Genomic DNA, 19574 nt, shown 5'->3' with positions numbered 1-19574 from the left:
AGCACCTCCTCTTTGAAGGCCGCGTCGTACTTGCGACGACTAACAGCTACTTGTTTTTCTTTCATCTTGATTTGCTAAGTTAAGCAAATCCACTGTCCGTATTTAGTGAAGCATCTCAAGGGGTATAAGAGCTAAGCTAAGTATGACTTTAAAGAATGTGACTTCGCTTTGCAAGGCTAAAGACCTCCACCTGTCAGGGGTGTTAAACAGACAGGTAGAAGTATCAGATAGGGTATAAATTCTGACCCAAAAAAACGTTGATGGCTAACGTCCGTTATATAGGGAGGAGAAAAATTTGATTACTTAAACCACTCACACTATGGAAAGAGATAACCAGAATTACAACCGCAGTCACCGTGACGATGATCACCGCAGCAACGACCGGAACAGAGGCCAGCGCGACGAACAATTTGAAAACTACAGAGACAGATATAGCAACCAGCGGGGCAACTACTATGGCATGAACAACGATGATGCCGCCTACCGCAACGTGAACAGCTACAACAGCAACAGCGAGCAAAAATGGTCTGGTAGAGATGACCAGCGTGATTTCGGAAACCGCCAGGGTTCCCGGGATTCCCGCAACTCCGCACAGGAGTATCATTACGGCGACCCAAACCCATACATGCAGAACGACCGCAATGGCGGCTACGACCGCACTCGGGGAACCGGCTGGCGCGACAACAACGACAGGAACAGCCATTACGACAGCCACCGCATCAGCGACAGGGACACCTACGAACGGCAGGACAACAGCTACCATTACGGTGGCGAGGGGCAGGGGAGAAGGTATAATGACTTTGGCCGCGACGAGGGCAGATCTTACAACAGGGACCGAAACAGCGGCTATAACAGAGAGACCGAAAACAGCCGCAACCGTTCCGACAACGACTTCCGCGGAGACAGCCGTAACCCGAACCGCAACTACAACCAATGGCAGGATCGCCACAACGATAAGGAAGATTTCCGTTATGGTGGCCGCATCCAGAGCCGAAACGAATCACGCGACAACAGCCGCCAGCAACGCAGCGGCCAGTCTGGCCCCGACTATTCTGCAAAATCATCCATCGGCAATTATGGCCGTGGGGAGTACCGCGGATAGCCCGTTGCCATGTCCCAACAAAAAGCCCACTTGCCAGGTGGGCTTTTTGTTGGGACATAATTTTATACCATATATGCCAGCGTGCTCAGTTTATACTGCCTTTGCCACTTCTTAATTTTAAAATGAACCTATGAAAAATAAAGCATCATTTGGGATTGCGTTGTTACTGCTGCTGCTAGCGGGCATCACCTCCTGCACCATAAAGCCCAAAAACCTCACGCTGGAGAAAGACAATATTGTAGACGCGTACTGGATGCTGGTGTCCGTGGAAGGCCAGGGCATCCAGTCACCCAACAACACACGCACAGCCTATCTGCGGCTGGAGGAAAAGGAGAGCGATGTGAGCGGCTTTACAGGCTGTAACCGACTTTCAGGACGGTATACCCTCGACGGGCAGAAACTGAAACTGTCGGAGCTGCGAACTACCCGGATGGCGTGCACCGAGACAGAAACGGAGAATAAAATGCTCGATGTGCTGCGCCGGGCCGACAACTACAGGATATCCGGCGACTTGCTGACGCTTTTTGAAGGCACCAGTGCGGTTGCCACGTTCAGAACCGGTAACCCAGACATCATCGAGAGAGAAGGGCATGACGAGCTGAAAATCAAAATCAAGGACTGATTTACACACGCTCAGTCTGCCAGCCAACGTACGCTGTGTAAAATAAAGAGGGTCCTGTGACAGCTTTAGCGCCATTCACAGGACCCTCTCCTGGTTTATACCTCGTTCAGAAGACGCCAAAAGAGGCCGCACTGGCTTACCAACGGTGAAGCCTTACCTGGATTGTGATGTTTTAATGAGCAACTCGTTGAAATTCTCGAGCAGCGCGATGTATTTCCGCTGAAGCTTTACCAGCTCCTGTTCGCATTCTTTCATGTTATTGGGCTTATAGGGCTCCTGGGGGGCACCATCGAAGGGGAGCAGCAAGCTATTGTTATTGGGCTCTTGCGGCTTTGGCGCCTCCTTTTTTACATTTTTACTCAGATGCGGGAATTCCTGAGAGAAATCGTGGTGTATTATTTCCCCTAATTTCAAGATAAAGCTGTAGGGAATGCTCGATTCCTTGAACTTATTGTAAAGCGTTTTGCGGCTGATGCCCAACTTTTCGGCAACCACCCCCACGGCCACACCGCTTGCTTTGATCGCGTCTTTTATCGTTTCGCCTCTATGAGTGCCTGTTTTCGTATCTGTCGTCTGCATGTCCCCTGTCTGTGTAAAGGTGATGTGTTTTCACAAATATAGGTAACAAGCGTACGCAAAATGTAAATGTGGACAAATTTTACACGATTACACAGTCATGTGTGTTGCTAGCATAGGTTATCTGTTTGATTATGAGTGTTTTGTTGTTGTTTTTGTTCGAATGGGTATAAGTTTATACACACTTTATCCACAGCAGGAGTGTCCTTGCCATGGCAAGTCTAGCTACATGGGGAGTGCCTGCGTGCCCTTATCCAAGAAGAGTGGATGGGTATAAACGTGAAAAACAGAGATTTGCCACCCCTGACACAAGCAAATAAAGTCTCATCAGATAGCACAATCTCAGCGCCTTATGGCCATACCTTTTTAAGGTATACCCGAAGTCGTTAACGACACAAAAATACCGTCAGCCGTGCCGCTTGTGTAACGTATCTCTATTTGAATGTTGCAAAACGAAGAAGTAAAAATATTTTAGAAGTATATAGCAAACTATAGCCGTCAGACGCGTACTTCTTACTATTCTTAATTCTCATTAACTTCAATTGTTATGTTAAGAAACAGTGCCAAGAAGGCAGTTGAGGATGTGTTAAGTATCGCACTAGGAGAAAGGGAGTCGCAGGAGCTCTATTACAGCATTTGCAACTACCTCATAGACCATGACGACACCTGTTACATTGGGGTGATCAGGTTCAAGTATTCGCTGCTGTGCGATGGAATTGACAGTAACGTCAGCGACTACTTCATCATGGAGTATATGCTGGATAAAATGCGAAAGAAGCACCCATTGATGCTAATGGCACTAACGAACATCATTATCAGCAAATCATAGGGAAAAATAATTCACAATTGTTTACACACCTATACACCTTTTCCGGTTGAATTGTCACCGTATTTAAGGCATTTGGTGCAGTTGCAATTTGGTATGATTGGCCTTGTAGACTGACAATTTTATACCTCAACTGAGGCGCTCCGCTCGTGTATTTACAGCTGGATATGAGAAACAGGGTAAGCCCAAAAGGCTGAGAATTTTTTAGAACTGTAGGATTTACGTTTTTAGAGGATTCTAAAATTATAGTTCAGTATATATTCAAGATTTCTCCTAGTCAAGCCAACAACAAATAGAAGGATGTAAACTTAGAACATCACTATTTTATTATAATATGCAGGTATGGATATATTAATAGAATTAATTTAAGGTAGAATAGCGCAAAATTTGAAAACTTTTGAAACAAATCTGTAGAAAAACAGTTCAACTAGCTTCGTGACTTTGGTGCTGTATGGCATGGCAGAACCTAAAGCTTTGCAGCGATTCAAAGTACGATTTTATCACAATAGCAATATGTTGAGTAATGGATGAAATAGTAGATTTTTCGGAGAAGTTGTGTGCTTGTGATTTTATTGCGCTTACCCCCATCAGTCAGGACCGCGTTTATTGTCGTTTTTATGCCAAAGGGCTGTATTTCGACAGAATGTTTGTCTCTAATACAAGCCTGCTGGAAGAGTTGACTTCACTGAGCAAAGACGAAGAGGTAATTGAGGAAAACAGCATAAGCTGCCTGAAAGACAAGTATAACGGCAGCATGAAAACCCAACCTGTAGAGGCTTATTCAAAAGCCCCCGTCTTCTGAATATAGCATAGCTATTAGTGACCAATTGAATTACCAGAAGTAGCGTTTGTTTTTCTAGGAATAGAAACGGCTTTTATGCCTCATTTCTAATTTGGCGAAGCATTAGAGTGTATCGTATCTGATTTTTGATATTCCGACCGTATAAGCATTAAATTGAGTGCCTGTGTCTTGTATAGCATCCGAGGCCAGGCCTTTATTATAGGTATACTTCCAGGCCGGTACGAAATTATTCTGGCTATGCCAGCAGGTGTTGGTATTCCTGATGGCGCTTTAGGAAGGAGGCGACAACAGGGCAGGCGGCCATCACCTTAAACTTATGCTCAGCGGCATAGCGTAACCCTTCCTTTATCAAAGTATCGGCTACATGCTCGCCCCGGGCTTCTGCCGGAACATAGGTATGTGTAAAGTTCATCACCCCCTCTGATGGAATAGCATAGGCTAGTTCAGCCTCATCCTCACCTAGCACAACAGTAAACTGCTGGTATTTTTCTTCATGTACAACGTTCATCTCCTTGGGCTTGTGTTTTTGTATTCGCTGCTACGCGTGTGCCTGCTGAGAAGTTGATTTTATCCCCCACAAGACATATCCTGTATACCCTCTTTTAATTGACAATGATACCCGTAGGGCAGCATCTGCTCATGTGCGCGCCACAGCATGGCTAACTGAAGCGGAAACTGCTATAAGAGCACAGCGGAATGAAGCCGAAGTTTGAACTTCGCGCTGCGCGTAATGTTGATAGTTGTCGTAACTTTGAGCTTTTTATACCCTATGACGCGCAAACAGCACTTTGTAACCATATTGATACTCGGATCGCTGGCCACGATCAGCCCCTTCTCAATAGACATGTACCTGCCGGGCTTTCCTGCTATAGCGGCAGACCTGAAGACTTCCATAGAACAGGTGCAGCTGTCGCTTACCAGCTACCTTGTGGGCATATCGGTGGGGCAGTTGCTCTACGGTCCGCTACTCGACAGGTATGGACGTAAGATGCCGCTGTATGCTGGGTTGGTGGTATACCTCTTTGCCTCGCTTGCCTGTGCCTATACCACGTCGGTAGAGTCGCTGATCGCGATGCGCTTTTTGCAGGCGCTGGGCGGTTGCGCCGGTATGGTGGCGGCGCAGGCCCTGGTGCGCGACCTGTTTCCGGTGAACAAAACGGCGCAGGTGTTTTCGTTGATCACGCTGGTGATTGCTGTCTCGCCGATGGTGGCCCCCACGGTGGGCGGGTACGTTACGGCCGCTTTCGGGTGGCATGCTGTGTTCCTGATGCTGGCGGCCATCACGGCCCTGATTATGTTGGGCGTCCATTTTGCATTGCCAGAGGGCAAGGAGGCCGATGCCACCATGTCGCTTCGGCCAAAGCCGGTGCTCCAGAATTTCCTGACCGTGCTGAAGCAGCCCCAGTTTCTGGTGTATGCCCTGGTGGGCGGTGTTGCCACGGCGGCGCCTTTCGCCTATATCGCCGGCTCGGCCAACGTGTTCATGAACATCTACCACGTAAGTGAGCAGGTATATGGTTGGATATTCGCCTTTCTCGCTTTCGCCATGATCGGCTCCACGCAGCTGAATCATTTTCTGCTGAAGCGTTTCACCAGTCAGCAGATCATCAACTTCACGCTGGTATACCAGTCCGCTGTCGGGATTCTGCTGGTTGCGGGTGTGTGGTATGGCTGGTATGGCATGTATACCCTGATTCTGCTGATGTTCGTGTTCCTGACCGGGCAGGGATTGACGAACCCAAACGCCACGGCGCTGTCTCTGGCTCCCTTCACAAAGCACGCGGGCAGCGCCTCGGCGCTGATGGGCAGTTTCCGGATGGCGATGGGCGGGCTGATGTCTGCGATGGTGAGCATCCTGCACGACAACACGGCCCTGCCGATGGTGGTCGTGATGATGGGGTGTGCCCTTGGGGGCCTGATTATTCTGACGATCAGCAAGCGCAACGTGCAGTACCGGGCCAGCCAACAGGCAGTGGAAGAAGACACCTCCGTGGTGATGTAGCCGGTTCTGCCATACCTGCCCGTGCGCAAAGCCCCGGATTAAAAGTCCGGGGCTTTGCGTTTTCGGGCATTCCCACGAGAGATTTATACCCTCTTGTTTGCGATCTACAGATTAATCCGGCTATTTTGGGCAAAGACTTGGGATGTATGGCGTTAGGTTCTGCATCGGCCGGGGCATCATGCATTGTTCCGGAGCCTGAGCGAACAAACTGCCCACAGGCCCCGTCTTGTGGATAGAAACGAAGACAACTCTACATGAAGCAGCAGGCGATTATTGGTATGGACATCGGTACGACCAGTACCAAGGCAGTGGCATTCGACACAACAGGCAAAGCCTTGTTCTACAAGGCCATCGAATATCCCCTGTTCAGCACACAGCCGACCTTTGCCGAGCAAGACCCTGAAGTGGTGCTGGCGGCAGTGCTGGAAGCACTGCGTGTCGTGGCCAGTCAGGCACAGGAGGCGGATGTTGCACTGGAAGGCGTCTCGTTCAGTAGCGCCATGCATAGCCTGATTGCCGTGGATGCGCAGGGGAAGGCCCTCACCAACTGCATTATCTGGGCAGATACCCGAAGCATGGAACAGGCGACGCGCCTGAAGGAAAGCGTGACAGGCCACGACATCTACCTCCATACTGGCACGCCATTGCACCCCATGTCGCCGCTGCCCAAGCTTTGCTGGCTGCGGGAGCACGAGCCGTTGGTATTCGCGCGGGCAGCAAAGTTCATCGGCATTAAAGAGTATGTCTTCTTCAGGCTTTTCGGGGAGTTTAAGGTAGACTATTCCGTCGCCTCCGCCACCGGGCTGTTCAACATCTTCACCTCGGAGTGGCACCCGGACTCGCTGGAGGTGGCGGGCATCACACCCGCCAGACTGTCGGAGCCGGTGCCTCCCACGTATGTTTTCCGGAGCATGCAGCCTGCCTACGCGGAACTGCTCGGTATACCCGCCTCGCTTCCGTTTGTGATCGGGGCCAGTGATGGCTGCCTGGCTAACCTGGGCTCCAAGGCGGTGCGGCCCGGCGACGCGGTCGTGACGATTGGCACCAGCGGGGCCGTGCGTGTGATGGCCAAAACCCCTGCCACCGACCTGCAAGAGCGCATTTTCAGCTACATCCTCACCCCGGAGCATTTTGTGCTGGGCGGCGCCGTGAACAATGGCGGCGTGGTGCTGCGCTGGTTTCGGGATAACTTTTACGCCACTGAGGCGGCCAATGCGGCGTTGGAGCACGAAAACGTGTATGAACTGCTGAACGAGAAAGCCGCCTCGGTGCCACCCGGCGCCGACGGACTGGTGTTTCTGCCCTACCTGCTGGGAGAGCGGGCTCCCATTTGGGACCCCACGGCGCGCGCTTGCTTCTTTGGCGTGCAGTATAGCCATACCCGCGAGCATTTTCTGCGTGCCCTGATGGAAGGCGTGATCTTCGGGATATACAGCGTAGGCCGGGCGCTGGAGCAAACCGTGGGGCCTATCGAGGCGCTTTATGCCAACGGCGGCTTTTCGCGCTCCACCCTGTGGGTCCAGATGCTGGCTGACGTGTTCAACAAGAAAGTACACCTGACCGACACTCATGAGGGGTCGGCGTTGGGGGCGGCCATCATGGGCATGTATGGGCTGGGCCTCCTCACAGACCTTACCCATGCCTCCGAAATGATTCGGGTAAAGCAAACCTTCGTTCCAGACCCGGTAAACCACGCAATCTACCGAAAGAACTTTGCCGTTTTCGACGCGCTATACCCCAAGCTGAAGGAAAGCCTTCGGGAGGCAGAAAATCAAAACGAGCACAAATAGCGGCAGGTATAGATTATTATCCATATATTAAGGTTTTGTATGTTATAACCTGGCTTTTGTCAGCCTGCCCCTAAACCTTGCCTTATGTCGCTCTTTATTGTCCTTCTCGGAGTCATTGCGCTGCTTTTGCTCACCCTGGTCTTGCGCATCAATGCCTTTATCGCCCTGGTGCTGGTGGCGCTTGGGGTAGGGCTGGCCGAGGGTATGGCCGTGCAAGACGCACTGGCTTCGTTGCAGAAGGGGATCGGCGACACGCTTGGCTCGCTGGTGCTCATACTGGGCTTTGGGGCGATGCTGGGCAATCTGCTCTCAGAGAGCGGGGCGGCTCAGCGCATCACCTACGGCCTGATCAAGCGTTTCGGGAAACAGAACCTGCAGTGGGCCATGGTACTGACGGGCTTTATCGTGGGGTTGCCCATGTTCTACAACGCCGGCTTCGTGGTGATCATCCCGCTGGTGTTTGCCGTGGCGGTGTCTGCCGAGTTGCCGCTTCTCTATGTGGGCATTCCGGCGGCGGCGGCACTTTCCGTCACGCACGGTTTCCTGCCGCCACACCCCGGCCCTACGGCCATCGCCATTATCTTCGGGGCCGACATTACCCGCACGCTGCTCTATGGCCTCTGCCTGGCGGTGCCCACCATCGTGGTCGCCGGGCCGCTGTTCACGCGCTTCCTGAAAAACATCAAGACAGCGCCGCCACAGAACCTCTTCGTGATCAAGCCGCTACCCGAGGAGCAGATGCCCGGGTATGGCATCAGCGTTTTCACGGCCCTTGTGCCTATCGCCCTGATGGCCACCTCCGCCGTGCTGACGATCATCCTGCCTGCGGGTGCAGCGCTTCGCGTGCTGTTTGAGTTTATCGGAGATCCCATGATGGCGCTCCTGATCTCGGTGCTCGTGGCTATCGTGACCCTGGGCTTGAACCGGGGGCGGACGATGCCCGAAATCATGAAGATCTGCACCGACTCCATCGCCGGAATCGCCATGATCCTGCTGATCATCGGCGGGGGCGGGGCATTTAAGCAGGTGCTGGTGGACAGTGGGGTGGGGAACGAGGTAACGGCCCTGCTCAACGGCACCAACCTTTCGCCGCTTTTCCTGGGATGGCTCATAACGGCGCTCCTGCGGGTTAGCCTGGGTTCAGCCACCGTGGCGGCCATCACCGGGGCGGGCATTGTGTTGCCGCTGGTGGCCACCACAGGCGTAAGCCCGGAGTTGATGGTGCTTTCCATCGGGGCAGGCAGCCTCATGTTCTCCCACGTGAACGACCCGGGTTTCTGGATGTTTAAAGAGTATTTCAACCTGACGATCCCGCAAACGCTGGCCACCTGGTCCATCATGGAAACGCTTGTATCAGTCCTGGGTCTGCTTGGGGTGCTCCTGATGGCTACTTTTATCTAATACCAATAGCAACAGATCGATGCGCATAAATCCTCTATAATATGGCGCAAGCGTCCGCTTGTGCCTTACGATGCAATCCAACCTGCCGCAATCCCCAACACAATAGCGTCACAAGCGGACGCTTGCGCCAGTGTTTCAGACTCCCCAATCACGAACTTCTTGAACGCTACGGCAGAATCTTGCTTTTCTGGCAGAAACATTGTCTGCCTCCTATACATGCATACAGATTCAGCTTTAGTATAGTCCGATTTTATCAAAATACGATACAGCTAACACGGTTTAGCAGTTTTAATTTGTACAAGTTGTAAGATTTGAGTAATATGTTCCCTGATACTTTCTGCTGCTTTAGAAGACAGGCAAAGCAACGGTTTGTCGCTGCTTGGATGATTCACTCAGGTGCACCTTGGCTTTTCGCTGTCAGTGATTACTCAACTGCCTTGAACCGGGGTTATAAGGGCTGAAAGCCTGGAATAAGCCTGCGATACGTGCAGAAAGCCAGATAGCAAATAAGCAGGAGCGTGTTTAATAGTACCATTATCATGAACAATACCATCTATTCCGCATGAACAGACGCATTGTAATTAGAAACATGGCCCTGGCGGTTTCGGGCCTGGTGCTGTTGCCGGGCTGTGACCTGGGGAGCAAGAAAGCCGCCGTGCAGGAACTGCATCCCTATCTGTCTCCGAGCCAGGAGGGCTTGTTAACGCAAGTTGTTGACACTATTATACCTGCCACCGACACGCCGGGAGCCAAAGACCTGAACGTGCACGTTTTTGTGCAGAAAATGCTGATCGACTGCAATGAGAAGGAAACCCAGGACAATGTGGTGACAGGGCTAAAGACCCTGAAAGCGAAGGCGAAGCAGCAGTACGGCAAAACCTTCGGTGCCTGCACCACAGAAGAGCGCATCGCACTCCTGAGCGCGATGGAGAAATCGGAGGTAGCCGCAGAGCAGGACTTTTACAGAACGGTGAAGGGGCTGACAGTGCGGGGCTATATGACCTCGGAGTACGTGATGATGAACTTAACACATTATGAGGCAGTGCCCGGCTATTACTACGGCTGCGTTCCTGTTGATTCTAAACCCATTTCTTAAGACAACATGGCGAATTTAGCGGTAGACGCAGTAAAGGAGAGAACCTACGATGCCATCGTGATCGGCTCGGGGATCAGTGGCGGGTGGGCTGCCAAGGAACTCTGCGAGAAGGGCCTGAAAACCCTGGTGCTGGAAAGAGGCAAGGATGTAAGGCATATAAAGGATTACCCGACCGGCACCAAAAACCCGTGGGAGTTTGCGCACCGAAACCAACTGCCGCTGGCAGTCGTGAAGGAGAACCCGATCGTGAGCAAGTGCTACGCGTTTTACGAGGGCACCGAGCATTTTTTTGTAAAGGACAAGGAACATCCCTATGTGCAGGAAAAGCCCTTCGACTGGATTCGCGGGTACCAGGTGGGCGGCAAGTCGCTGCTTTGGGCACGCCAGACCCAGCGCTGGAGCGACTTCGACTTTGAGGGCCCGGCCCGCGACGGCTTTGCCGTGGACTGGCCGATTCGCTACGCCGACATGGCGCCGTGGTATAGCTATGTGGAGAAGTTTGCCGGTATCTCGGGCAACAGAGACGGCGTGCCGCAGCTGCCGGACGGGGAGTTTCTGCCGCCGCACGAGATGAACTGCGTCGAGACCTTTTTCCAGAAGCAAGTGGCCAGCAAATACAAAGACCGCCAGGTGATCATGGGCCGCGCCGCGCACATCACCAAGCCACAGCCGATACACCTGGAGCAGGGGAGGGCGCAGTGCCAGCACCGCACCATCTGTGAGCGCGGATGCCCGTTTGGCGGCTATTTCAGCAGCAACGCCTCTACCATACCCTGGGCGGCTCGCACGGGCAACATGACCCTGCGCCCGGATGCCGTGGTGCACTCCCTTATCTATGACGAAGCGAAAGGCCGTGCGACCGGCGTGCGCGTGATCGACGCCAACACCAAAGAGGAGACGGAGTTTTACGCCAAGATCATTTTTGTGAACGCCGCCGCGCTGAACACGAACCTGATCCTGCTGAACTCCACCTCCAGCCGCTTCCCCAACGGGCTGGGCAACGACAACGGGCTGATGGGCAAGTACGTGGCGTTTCATAATTACCGGGCGCGCGTGTCGGCACAGTACGACGGCGACCTCGACTCGACCACCGACGGACGGCGGCCAAACAGCCCCTACATTCCGCGTTTCCGGAACCTGCATACCCAGGAGACGGGCTTTCTGCGGGGCTATGCCGCCGGTTTCAGTGCCAGGCGCAACACGGTTACGAACCACGACGGCCTGGGGGCAGATCTGAAAAACAGCCTGCTCAACCCGACGCTGGGAGGCTGGTCTGTGGGGTCGCACATGATGGGCGAGACTATCCCGAAGGAAAGCAATTACGTGGCCCTCGACCAGGCACTGACGGATCCGTATGGCATGCCGCAGCTCAAGGTTTCCATTTCCTATGATGAGAACGACGAGAAAATGACGCAGGACTATATCGAGCAGATGACGGAGATGTTTACGGTGGCCGGATTCACAAACATCCAGGCCAAAGACTCGAAGCAGGCCCCGGGGCTGGATATACATGAGATGGGCGGCGTGCGCATGGGCCACGACCCGAAAACATCGCTGCTCAACAAGTGGAACCAGCTGCACGCGTGCAAGAACGTGTTCGTGACGGACGGGGCTTCCATGACATCCACTTCCACGCAAAACCCATCGCTGACCTATATGGCGTTCACGGCCCGCGCCGTGGATTACGCCGTGCAGGAGATGAAGAAGATGAACCTATAAGGTACCCTGACTGTATGCTGCATCAAGAGGAAAGCCGGTATAAGTACCGGCTTTCCTCTTTTAATTTTAGACACGTTTTGAGCCTCAACTTAAAGGCTAATACCATTATCAATTGAACATCGCGCAATGAAGCCGTTCAATATTTTAAGCACTACGAGAACCCACCCCTAACCCCTCCAAGGAGCATGGCCGTTTCATTCTAATAAAATCTATACTTGCGTTGTAAGTTGTCTTGCACTCAACCTGCATTTTTGGCTCTCCGAGCCAGTTGAGTCGGAGACTCAACCTTAATTGTTAGTCACGAATCTGGAGATTCGCGCCAGGAAATGCTAGAATGAAACGGCCCTGCTCCGAGGAGGGGAATTTTCAGTAGGTGTATAAAAGTGAATGCGCACGAACCAACCGAAATGGATATAAGGTGCCATTTTCCGGGAGCTTCCTGGACAAGAAATCGTGTGTCTTGCTACTTGTATCGTGCTACCATAACTAATAGCGCCGCTTTTTTTTCAGTGGCTCCAGCAGATAGCCCAGACCGTTTATTTTAATCTCGTAGAGCGTGGCCAGTTGCATGCCCAGTTTGCCCTTCGGAAAGCCCTCCCGCTGAAACCACTCGAGGTAAGACACCGGCAGGTCGCAGAGCAGCACATCCTTATACTTGCCGAACGGCATTTTATACTGCACGAGGTCCAGCAGGATGCCGGGGTCAGGTTGTGTCTGTTCAGCCATAGCGGTATAATTTAGATGGAGGATAAAGTAGGCGTTGGCGCGGCTTTCGTCATCTCGATGTGGTCGATGCCGTCCTCGTCGTATACCTCGCCGGACTGTTCGAAGCCAAACGACTCATAGAACTTTTTGGCATAGAGCTGCGCGCCGATTTTTATTGGGCCCTGGCCATACAGTTGGTAGCAGGCGTTGATGGCCCAGTCCAGCAGCACTTTCCCGATACCTGTGCCGCGCACCTCCAGGCTGGTCAGTATCCTGCCGATCGACATCGCTGCCGGGTAAGACAAGCCCGGAGGCACCAGCCGGGCGTACGCGACCAGCTTTTCGGGGGTATACAGCAGCAGGTGGTGGCATTGCTGGTCTTTGTTGTCGAGGTCCAGGAACACACAGTTTTGCTCTACCACAAACACATCGCTCCGCAAGCGGAGGAGCTCGTACAGTTCCTGTGGCGAGAGGGCTTCAAATGATTTGGAAACTTTCGTAAGATTCATGTTTCGGTGAATAGGTCCTGTGGCAGCCGCTGTGGCGGAAACTCATCTCCGGTAAAGCAGCGGCCAGCACACGCAGGGTTGTACAGAATGGCAAAGATAGGGCACCCGGGCCATACATCCCATACGTCCGATGCCCATGTGTGCGCACAAAAGTGAAATGACATGCACCCCAGATGGGTTGCTGTCGGCCAGCGTTGCTGCGTTGGCGTACTTTTTCTGCCGGACGACCCACCGAAGGCTATGTTTTTGCGCCTAACTTCGTTAAATTCAACCTTTCACACCAATCTTAACAACGCGATGTATTTGAAAAAATCCTACTTCTTTGCCCTGTGCCTGCTGGTGCTTTGGGCGGTGGCGGCTGTGCCCGCACTCAGTCAGGGCACGAAGCCCGGCTTTTATGCACTCAAGGTGTTTCACCTGAAAGACCAGAGCCAGGAGGAGCGCCTGGACCAGTACCTGCAAAACGCGTACCTGCCAGCCCTACACCGTGCGGGCGTAGCGAAAGTGGGCGTGTTTAAGCCTGTGGCTCCCACCAAAGCAACAGCGGCCGACTCTGCCGAAAAGCTGGTGTATGTGTTTATACCCTTCACGGCGGCCGAGCAGTTTTTTAAGCTGGACGAAAAACTGGCCAAGGACAAGCAGTATGCCACGGCCGGGAAAGACTACCTGGGTGCCCCCTTTGACAAACCGCTCTACAGCCGCTTCGAAACCACGCTGATAGAGGCGTTTGCCGGGATGCCGGGGATATTTAGCCCGAAGTTAAGTTCGTCGCCAGCGGAGCGCGTGTATGAGCTGAGAAGCTATGAGTCGGCCAGCGAGAAACTGCACCTTAATAAGGTTTCTATGTTTAACAATGGTGAGATCGACATCTTCAAAAAGCTGAACTTTAACGCCGTGTTTTATGGCCGCGTGCTGGCCGGAGACAAAATGCCGAATCTGATCTATATGACCTCGTTTGAGAACATGGCTGAGCGGGACAAGAAGTGGAAAGCCTTCGGGCAAGACCCGGACTGGAAGACACTGAGCGCAAAGCCGGAGTACGCCAACAACATGCAGCACGCCGATATATACCTGCTGCACCCAACAGCCTATTCAGATTTGTAGGTTTCAGTTTAAGCGTTATACCACCTCAGCTCAATCTTTTATTTTTTGAGGAACCTGTATTTGCCGGGGTTAGAGGTTAAATGCTAAAGCTTTTTATACCCACCCATACCCCTCCTCGGAGGGGTATGGGTGGGTAATTTTCATCAAGAGTATTATACCAATATCGAAACATCACAAAAAAGCCCGGACTACTCAGAAAGTGCCAGGGCTTTTTTTATGTATAAGATTTTAGTGGTTACATGCTCAGTTTCCTGAGGTAGTCGTAGTTGTACTGCACACTGGCCATGGGCTCGCCGGCGTACTCTTCCTGCTCCACAAAAAAGTACTTCATTTTAGACTTGTCTGCGTTTTGCAGCATACGCTTGATGTCGATGGCGCCCTTGCCGAACTCGGTGCTCTGTAGCTTTGCCTTGTCCATGTCTTTCAGGTGCCACAGCGGGAAGCGGCCCGGATACTGGTTAAAGTAGTTCACCGGGTCGTTGCCGGTCAGGATCACCCAGCCCAGGTCCATCTCCATTTTCACTAGCTCGGGGTCTGTCTTCTCCAGCAGCACATCATACAGCACCTTGCCGTTCTCTTTCTCAAACTCATACTCGTGGTTGTGGTAGCCAAACTTCATACCCGCCTTTTTGCAGTCCTCACCTGCTTTCGAGAACATGTCGGCCACGCGCTCATAGTTAGACACGGTTTGCCCTTTGGATGGCATCGAGGAGCAAATCAGGTACTCCTGGCCGGTTTCTGCGGCGGCTTCCACGGTGCGGTCCCAGTCTTTGTCGAGGGCCACGTGGCCACTGCGCAGGTTCATGCCCAGGTCCTTGGTAATCTTTTTGATCTCTTTCGGTTGCAGGCCATAGTATAAACCCTTCTCGCTCCGCGCCGACTCCAGTTCCTTATACCCGATTTTAGCCAGTTGTTTCAGGGTGCCGGTGGCATCGGCCAGCATCTCGTTGCGCACAGTGTACAGCTGGATGCCGACATTTTTCACCTCGGCCTTGCCCATGGCCGAAGCCGCCAGGTTGGGGAGGAAAAGCGCTCCGAGCGCCATCGCCCCTGAGCTTTTGAGAAAATCACGTCTTTTATTCATGGGTATGATTGTTTGCTTTTGTTAATGGGATGAAAGAGGGCCGCATACCTAAAGCAGGCTTTAAAGTTATCTGAGGAAGCGAAATTTAGACAGGCCCTACTTGACCTGCGCCTCCGGGATCACCGTATTGCTGATGAAGGCTACTTTTTTGCTGTCCGGCGACCACGAGGGGGTATTGATGCTGCCCTGGCCGCCATAAAGGTAGGCGATTACCTTCGGCTCGCCGCCACTCACCGGCATCATGCGCAGGTATACATGCTTGTAAAACGGATGATCCCCAGGCTCCACTTCCTCCTTCAGAAAAGAAACGAACACCAGCCATTTGCCGTCCGGCGACACATGCGGGAACCAGTCGTGGAAGTCGCTGTTGGTGAGCGATACCTGCTCGCTTCCGTCGGCCTTCATGCGCCAAATCTGCATGTCGCCGCTGCGGTTGGAGTTGAAGTAGATGTGCTTGCCGTCCGGGGAGTACTCGGAGCCGTCGTCCAGGCCTTTGGCGGTGGTGAGCTGCACCTCTTTGCCGCCCTTTGCCGGAACGCGGTAGATGTCGAACTCGTTGTTGCGCTGCCCCGTGAAAATCAGGCTTTTGCCATCCGGCGACCAACTGTGCAGGTAGGAGGGGCCTTTGGGCGTGATTTGCTTTGGCTCGCCGCCCGTAACTGGCACGGTATAGATGATAGAGCCGCCCAGTGCCTCCACGCCGCTGCTCAGCCCCAGCATCTTGCCGTCGAACGACAGCACGTGGTCGTTGTTGTTATTGGTCACATTGCCAGTGTTCAGTTTTTTGGGAGTCCGTGTTGCCAGGTCGAAGGTATAAATCAGGCCTTCGCTGTTGTAGATCAGGGTTTTGTTGTCCGGGGTCCAGTTGGGGGCCTGCAGCGATTTGGGGGAGGTATAAATGATCTCCCGGTCGCCGGTGTTCACATCCAGCAGCTCCAGGTTGCTGCCCAGATACTGACGGTATTGCACCAGGTCATCCGGTGCGGGCACCGTGATGCGCACATCGCTGTAAATGCCCTTCTCCAGCACGTCCTTGTTATGCGAGCCCACGAAAAGGCCCACATACACGTCGTCGCCCAAATCCAGGATCGTTACTTCCTCGGTCACGAAAGGCTGCCCGAATTTGGCCACGCGCATGGTATAGGTGTTGCCTTTGCGCTCCAGCTGTATCACGTCCGCGCCTGTCAGCCCGGAGCGGATCTCCTGGGTGCTGTCGCCTTTGGCTTCGCGGTATTGCAGTGAGGTCAGGCCGTCGCCGTGCACCACGGCGTTGATGTGCGGCGCGTTGCCCTCCAGCGATTGGCGTACCATCCAGCCCACTTTCCGGTGCGGGTCCACGCCCTTGCCCACAAACCTGGCGCGGGTATAGAGGATAAAGTCCCCGGACATGCGCTTCCAGAGATAGTGAAACTCGTCGTGGTCGAACCAGATGTTATACCCCGAGCCGGAAACTTCGTATTGCCCTGTTTTCGGGTCGAAGGTGGCAGCGCCTGGCTTTAGTACATTGCCGATGTCGGTGCTGCCCTCAAAAACCCCCAGCGGCTTTTGCTGCGCAAGGGCGGAGAGGCTACACAAGGTTAGCAACGAGATACTAAACAGTAGCGCACGGCTGAATTTATTTTTCATTTCAAGCATCGTTAAAAGTGATTACTCATATTTTGATTTAAAATAGGAAATAATTGGCACATAGCGCGCTTTCACACCAAAAATACAAGCATATGATAAGAATGTACCGGTTTGAAAAGCAGGTATTTACTTTATGGCTAGCTAAGAGCATGTTTAAAATTCATCTTTTGGGCTGCAAATTGTTCATAAAGGAACCTGACTTCGCCTTTTTATCACCCCATAGCGCTGCTATGCGGCTCAGAAAACGCTTCGCCAGAACCCTTCCTGAACAATTTTCGCTTCCAAAAACGAAATTTAAACATACTCTAAACACGCATCACGAAGGTATGGGCTTCCGGGCGATACAAAGGGGCAGAGGGGTTACCAGGCATAAGCCTCATGCTGCCTCCAGTCGCAAGAAGCCCGTGCATAGGAGGTTTTTTTATACCATCCGGGATGTCATCATGCACTGGTTTCACCCTAAGCCTTGCGATGCAGGATGATTTTTGTGCTCGGCATATTGGCCATACTGCCCTATGCCGTTTATAGTGCCTTGCAATGTTTAAGCTGTAGGGTATAAATATTTTAATAGCGATTTGATTGGAATAGTGCATATATCTCTTATCTTTAATATGATTTTCCCCTCATCCGAATGCTATGAAAAAGACAAACCTATACCTCCTGCTGGTGCTTGTCATGCCCATCCTCACCTCGTGCTGGGAAACGGTGGACCCGGCACCCCTCTCCGCGTATCAACCCATCCTGATGAGTCGGACGCACCTGGAGTCTTCTATCAAAATGCTCGCGCCGCTCCCGATCGCGGATGCAGGCAAACTGTATAAATACGGGCAATATATACTGGTGAATGAGCGCTACAAAGGCGTCCACCTGATCGATAACAAGAACCCGGCGGCCCCTGTTAAGCTCGGGTTCATCCAGGTGCCGGGCAGCGTGGACTTTGCCGTGAAGGATAACGTGCTATACGTTGACAACGCGGTGGATCTGGTGGCCATCGACCTGAGAGACTTGCACACGATCAACATCCGCAAGCGGGTTCGGGAGGCTTTCCCGCCGCTACTCGCGCCAGACAACCTGAGCTGGTTTTACGACATGGCGGGTGCGCCAAAAGATGCGGTAGTGGTTGGATGGGAACTCAGAGAATCGAAATAGTATGAGAAAGCTAGCGAATTGCCTCGTTTTACTTGCCCTGGCGGTGTTTGTGCTCACAGCCTGCCCCGATGGCGGCCAGTCTCCCAATACCGATTCTGCGGGCGGCGTGTCGGGTCAGGGCGGCTCCATGGCCCGGTTTGCCATCAGCGGCGACTACCTTTACACGGTGGACCATGCTTCCCTGAATCTCTTCGATATCAGCAACCCCGCTGACCCGCAGCAAAAAAATCATGTGCCGCTGCAGGCTGGGGTCGAGACGATTTTTCCTTTTCAGGAGAAACTGTTTATCGGCACGCAACGGGGCATGTACATCATGAGCATCGAAAACCCCGAATCGCCGCAGGTGCTCTCGCTGTATCAGCACGTCACCAGCTGCGACCCCGTGGTGACGGATGGGCGGTATGCCTACGTCACCCTCCGCACCGGCAACGCCTGCACGGTAGCCGTCAACCAACTGGACATCGTGGATATACAGGATGTGCGCACGCCTTTCCTGGCAAAACCATACCCCATGACCAACCCCATGGGCCTCGGGGTGGACGGCACGCTGCTGTTTGTGTGCGATGATGGGCTGAAGGTGTACGACGCCTCCAATGTGATGGACCTGAAGCTAAAGCGCCACTTCCAGATCAATGCCTACGACGTGATTCCGGATAACGGGCATTTGCTTGTGGTGGGGAGCGACGGTTTATACCAGTATACCTACGACGAAAATGCGATCAAGCTCCTCAGCAAAATCGACATCACGGCTCAACCTTAAACCGCCTCAGCGATTGTATATGTTTCAGAAATTCGTTTTGTGCGCGTGTGTAGGGATTTGCGCCTTGTTTTCACAAACAGCAGTGGCGCAGACCAGTTCTCCTACAACGGGCAGATTGAGCCTTACCTTTAGTCCGCAGCACCTGCTGTTCAACGGCCTCCACCTGGACGTAGCGAGAACCCTGGCCAAAGACAGCCTGCAGAGCCTGGTGCTCTCGCCTCGCTTTTACAGTGGCCAGACCCGATCGCTCGACGAGTTTACAAGCCGCACCTTTGAGGCAGAAGATAACAGCAAGGTGCTGGGGTATGGGCTCGAAGTGCTGCACCGCCTTTATTTATCCGGGACGCCGCATGAGGGGGGCTATTTTGCCTACGGCCTCAACTACCATCATTTTAACGTGGAGTTTGAGAAGCTTGGGTGGGCCCGGCAGATCGATGCGCAAGGGCTGGAAACATACCATTACCGGTACAGGCCCTTCAACGAAATCATCAACCGCTGGGGCGCTACCGCTCTGATTGGCATGCAGCGGCAGCTTAGCCCCAAACCACTGCTGTTCGATATGTACGTTGGGTTTGGGTATACCAAAAGCAATATCTCATCCAGCTACGACACCGTGCGGTATGATGTAAACGCCTATGATTTCGGTTTTACGGGTATGCGCGTTTTAGGAGGCCTGAAATTCGGGATTATACTTTAACGTG

The 19574-nt window shown here is 52.9% G+C and carries 19 protein-coding genes; 13 read left to right on the top strand and 6 right to left on the bottom strand.

Annotated features, from left to right (window positions below; translation table 11 throughout):
- Positions 1 to 319: 319 nt before the first annotated feature.
- A complete protein-coding gene (locus MKJ04_RS21080) occupies positions 320 to 1102 on the top strand; it encodes a hypothetical protein (RefSeq protein WP_241643917.1) in 783 nt (260 codons plus the stop codon).
- Between the two features lie 130 nt (positions 1103 to 1232).
- Positions 1233 to 1724 carry an META domain-containing protein gene (locus MKJ04_RS21075; RefSeq protein WP_241643915.1) on the top strand — a complete coding sequence of 164 codons (492 nt, stop codon included), beginning with the start codon at positions 1233 to 1235 and terminating at the stop codon, positions 1722 to 1724.
- Positions 1725 to 1877: 153 nt separating this feature from the next.
- Here MKJ04_RS21075 and MKJ04_RS21070 read toward each other — a convergent pair whose 3' ends face one another.
- Positions 1878 to 2303: a helix-turn-helix domain-containing protein gene (locus MKJ04_RS21070; protein WP_241643913.1), complete on the bottom strand. Its 426-nt coding sequence runs from the start codon at positions 2301 to 2303 to the stop codon at positions 1878 to 1880.
- Between the two features lie 544 nt (positions 2304 to 2847).
- Here MKJ04_RS21070 and MKJ04_RS21065 point away from each other — a divergent pair.
- Entirely contained in the window at positions 2848 to 3129 is a 282-nt protein-coding gene (locus MKJ04_RS21065; protein WP_241643911.1) for a hypothetical protein, read from the top strand.
- 520 nt (positions 3130 to 3649) lie between these two features.
- Positions 3650 to 3928, top strand: coding sequence for a hypothetical protein (locus tag MKJ04_RS21060; RefSeq protein ID WP_241643909.1), 279 nt, complete (start codon positions 3650 to 3652; stop codon positions 3926 to 3928).
- A 235-nt stretch (positions 3929 to 4163) separates the two neighbouring features.
- On the opposite strand, the gene MKJ04_RS21055 is transcribed toward MKJ04_RS21060, so the two are convergent.
- Entirely contained in the window at positions 4164 to 4436 is a 273-nt protein-coding gene (locus tag MKJ04_RS21055; RefSeq protein ID WP_241643908.1) for a GNAT family N-acetyltransferase, read from the bottom strand.
- A 261-nt stretch (positions 4437 to 4697) separates the two neighbouring features.
- On the opposite strand from MKJ04_RS21055, the gene MKJ04_RS21050 reads away from it, so the two are divergent.
- The 5 genes from MKJ04_RS21050 to MKJ04_RS21030 all read left to right on the top strand — a co-directional run bounded on the left by MKJ04_RS21050 (position 4698) and on the right by MKJ04_RS21030 (position 11936).
- Positions 4698 to 5930 carry a multidrug effflux MFS transporter gene (locus MKJ04_RS21050; protein WP_241643907.1) on the top strand — a complete coding sequence of 411 codons (1233 nt, stop codon included), beginning with the start codon at positions 4698 to 4700 and terminating at the stop codon, positions 5928 to 5930.
- A gap of 254 nt (positions 5931 to 6184) precedes the next feature.
- Positions 6185 to 7720, top strand: a complete 1536-nt coding sequence (locus MKJ04_RS21045) for a gluconokinase (protein WP_241643906.1) — start codon at positions 6185 to 6187, stop codon at positions 7718 to 7720.
- 84 nt (positions 7721 to 7804) lie between these two features.
- Positions 7805 to 9121: a gluconate:H+ symporter gene (locus MKJ04_RS21040; RefSeq protein WP_241643905.1), complete on the top strand. Its 1317-nt coding sequence runs from the start codon at positions 7805 to 7807 to the stop codon at positions 9119 to 9121.
- Between the two features lie 562 nt (positions 9122 to 9683).
- Positions 9684 to 10217 carry a gluconate 2-dehydrogenase subunit 3 family protein gene (locus MKJ04_RS21035; protein ID WP_241643904.1) on the top strand — a complete coding sequence of 178 codons (534 nt, stop codon included), beginning with the start codon at positions 9684 to 9686 and terminating at the stop codon, positions 10215 to 10217.
- Positions 10218 to 10223: 6 nt separating this feature from the next.
- Positions 10224 to 11936: a GMC oxidoreductase gene (locus tag MKJ04_RS21030; protein ID WP_241643903.1), complete on the top strand. Its 1713-nt coding sequence runs from the start codon at positions 10224 to 10226 to the stop codon at positions 11934 to 11936.
- Between the two features lie 486 nt (positions 11937 to 12422).
- On the opposite strand, the gene MKJ04_RS21025 is transcribed toward MKJ04_RS21030, so the two are convergent.
- Both MKJ04_RS21025 and MKJ04_RS21020 read right to left on the bottom strand, forming a co-directional pair.
- Positions 12423 to 12662, bottom strand: coding sequence for a DUF3820 family protein (locus MKJ04_RS21025; RefSeq protein ID WP_241643902.1), 240 nt, complete (start codon positions 12660 to 12662; stop codon positions 12423 to 12425).
- Positions 12663 to 12673: 11 nt separating this feature from the next.
- Positions 12674 to 13150, bottom strand: coding sequence for a GNAT family N-acetyltransferase (locus MKJ04_RS21020; RefSeq protein WP_241643900.1), 477 nt, complete (start codon positions 13148 to 13150; stop codon positions 12674 to 12676).
- A 303-nt stretch (positions 13151 to 13453) separates the two neighbouring features.
- Here MKJ04_RS21020 and MKJ04_RS21015 point away from each other — a divergent pair, with 303 nt between their 5' ends.
- Positions 13454 to 14254, top strand: a complete 801-nt coding sequence (locus MKJ04_RS21015) for an NIPSNAP family protein (RefSeq protein WP_241643898.1) — start codon at positions 13454 to 13456, stop codon at positions 14252 to 14254.
- A 235-nt stretch (positions 14255 to 14489) separates the two neighbouring features.
- Here the strand turns inward: MKJ04_RS21015 and MKJ04_RS21010 are convergent, their stop codons facing one another.
- Both MKJ04_RS21010 and MKJ04_RS21005 read right to left on the bottom strand, forming a co-directional pair.
- On the bottom strand, positions 14490 to 15338 hold the full coding sequence (locus tag MKJ04_RS21010) for a sugar phosphate isomerase/epimerase family protein (RefSeq protein WP_241643896.1): 849 nt from the start codon (positions 15336 to 15338) through the stop codon (positions 14490 to 14492).
- Between the two features lie 96 nt (positions 15339 to 15434).
- Positions 15435 to 16964: a biopolymer transporter TolR gene (locus MKJ04_RS21005; RefSeq protein ID WP_241643894.1), complete on the bottom strand. Its 1530-nt coding sequence runs from the start codon at positions 16962 to 16964 to the stop codon at positions 15435 to 15437.
- A 636-nt stretch (positions 16965 to 17600) separates the two neighbouring features.
- Between MKJ04_RS21005 and MKJ04_RS21000 the strand changes: the two genes are divergently transcribed.
- From MKJ04_RS21000 to MKJ04_RS20990, 3 genes are all read left to right on the top strand, one after another.
- Positions 17601 to 18113, top strand: a complete 513-nt coding sequence (locus MKJ04_RS21000; RefSeq protein ID WP_241643892.1) for a hypothetical protein — start codon at positions 17601 to 17603, stop codon at positions 18111 to 18113.
- A 1-nt stretch (position 18114) separates the two neighbouring features.
- The gene (locus tag MKJ04_RS20995; protein WP_241643891.1) at positions 18115 to 18873 is read left to right on the top strand and encodes an LVIVD repeat-containing protein; all 759 of its coding nucleotides are present in this window, start codon (positions 18115 to 18117) and stop codon (positions 18871 to 18873) included.
- Positions 18874 to 18988: 115 nt separating this feature from the next.
- Positions 18989 to 19570 (top strand): hypothetical protein, encoded by a 582-nt coding sequence (locus tag MKJ04_RS20990; RefSeq protein WP_241643889.1) that lies wholly within the window; start codon positions 18989 to 18991, stop codon positions 19568 to 19570.
- The last annotated feature ends 4 nt before the right edge of the window (positions 19571 to 19574 follow it).

This window comes from Pontibacter sp. E15-1 (assembly GCF_022601975.1).
In the GTDB taxonomy this organism is placed as follows: Bacteria; Bacteroidota; Bacteroidia; order Cytophagales; family Hymenobacteraceae; genus Pontibacter.
This window is presented reverse-complemented; position numbering and strand designations above follow the sequence as displayed.